The organism is Alishewanella maricola (assembly GCF_016343785.1).
In the GTDB taxonomy this organism is placed as follows: domain Bacteria; phylum Pseudomonadota; class Gammaproteobacteria; order Enterobacterales; family Alteromonadaceae; genus Alishewanella; species Alishewanella maricola.
Map to the genome: position 1 here is coordinate 1 of NZ_JAEINI020000037.1, position 1,766 is coordinate 1,766.

The 1,766-nt window shown below is 42.3% G+C and carries 3 protein-coding genes; all 3 read left to right on the forward strand.

What is annotated here, in order from left to right; genetic code table 11:
• Positions 1 to 278 (forward strand): hypothetical protein (locus JAO78_RS16585; RefSeq protein WP_226752474.1); only part of this gene is annotated, 278 nt, incomplete at its 5' end.
• A gap of 565 nt (positions 279 to 843) precedes the next feature.
• The gene (locus JAO78_RS16590; RefSeq protein ID WP_226752475.1) at positions 844 to 1,140 is read left to right on the forward strand and encodes a hypothetical protein; all 297 of its coding nucleotides are present in this window, start codon (positions 844 to 846) and stop codon (positions 1,138 to 1,140) included.
• 102 nt (positions 1,141 to 1,242) lie between these two features.
• Entirely contained in the window at positions 1,243 to 1,683 is a 441-nt protein-coding gene (locus JAO78_RS16595) for a DUF4279 domain-containing protein (protein ID WP_226752476.1), read from the forward strand.
• Positions 1,684 to 1,766 lie beyond the last annotated feature (83 nt).

The following is a 1,766-nucleotide window of genomic DNA, read 5'->3' on the forward strand; positions in this document are numbered from 1 at the left end:
AGCAACTAGTGGGATTAGCTCAAACCTTAACAACTGAAAGCGGTAATGCTCAGGAGTTTGAAGAGTTTATCCATTCACTAAGTGATGTAGCCTCACTAAAGAAAACAGAAACCGGCTGGATCGTTTCAAAATTTGAGAATCAACAATTTATATTTGAAATTCAGTTGATAGCGAATGGTTTTTATATACATCGTTCAGGAAATTACTTTTCTTTTTTTGGCTTTTTTATAGAGGCTGTAACAGGTAATTTCGGCCGGGTTTCTATAGAGGATGTTTAATTTGTTGCAACATAACAAGGCGCATCACTCGCAGCCTGCGGCTGCTGGGACGTCAAACGCTAACGCGTTTTTCCGCCCGTGTGCTTTGCGTTATGCCTAAGGAAGTCAGTTGAATCGTCGAGAAAGGATTTTCAGAGTCGTCTTAACGTTAATATTCGTTGCAGCAGGGCTGCTTTGCCTGAACCAAAGTATGGCCTCGTTTTGGGTTGCGGGCGGGCCGCCAACCGACTTTCCAAATGCCTGGTATCAAAATGGCATCATTTGGGGCTGGCGTGGGTTAGCGTTACTGGTTTTCGGTATATTTTTTCAGTTTAAATGGCACAGTTTACGCTCTAGCTGGTTAGCTAAATTAATAACAACAATTGTAATTTTGGGCATGCTGTATCCCTATGCAAGGGAGCAGCTTTTAATCGACTCGTGTCTTGATGGTGGTAGTGCATGGTCAACACAGCACTTCGATTGCAAAAAGTAAGGCATAACAAGGCAAGTCAGCATCGCACCTGCGGTGCTGGACTCGCTAACGCTCGCCGCTGCTTGCGGCGTTATGTTTTAAGGGAGTGTACGAATGAGTAAGTGGATGACAAAGAAAAGAATTATGATTTTAGCAGCTTTGCCTGTGGCAGGCTTGAGTTTCACTATTCTTTTAAATCTTCTCGCTGGATCAGGATACTCAACTTCAATAAATCAGGGAGCAGTTGCTGTGTACTTCCTTGGTTCTGTCTTATGGTCTGTTGCTGCAATTATTGCTGGCGTGTATATGTATTCAAAGTGCAGTTCTATGAATACCAAAAAATTCATACTAGGAATTTTCTCAGTTTTTGTAGGTGCTGGATTGCCGTGGATAGTTGGTATGCAACTTTGATAGCCAAACATAACAATCGCCATCACAAACGCGCCCGTTGGGCGCTCGACTCGCAACAAGTTGCTCGCGTGTGTGGCGGGCGTTATGTTTCTGAGGATAGCCATGCCAGATTATAAGTTTTGTGTTTCGTTGAATATCTCGCATCCCGAAATAGAAGCTGACATTATAAGTGAAGAGTTGAACATTACTCCTCACATTACTCATAAAATTGGCGAGCCTAGAATTACACCAAATGGAAGGCGTCTGAGTGGAAGTTACGAAAATACGTTTTGGAGCTACGATTTTTGTAATGGTAAACGAGTAGATGCAGAGGAAATTCTTTTCGAAGATTTTATTGCCTCAAAAAATAGTGAGCTTGCTAAACACAAATGCTTTTTTGAAAAATTAAGAGAAACGGGTGGAGCAGTCGACTATTTTGTTGGCTGGTTTAGTGTTGATAGCATAAATATGAACATATACCTAGAGCCAGCCGTTTTGTATAGTACAGCGGATTTAAGTATTTCATTAGTTTTGTGTGCATATCCTTCGCATCACGAAACATAACAAATTGCTTAATTTCGTTCCGGCCACAAAAAGCGTGGTCTCCACTGGACTGCCTACGCTGCGCTGCGGCAGCCAATTAGCAA

Excerpts from the sequence above, each read along its gene's own strand:
- JAO78_RS16595 (WP_226752476.1), top strand. The coding sequence starts at position 1,243 with ATGCCAGATTATAAGTTTTGTGTTTCGTTGAATATCTCGCATCCCGAA.
- JAO78_RS16590 (WP_226752475.1), top strand. The coding sequence starts at position 844 with ATGAGTAAGTGGATGACAAAGAAAAGAATTATGATTTTAGCAGCTTTG.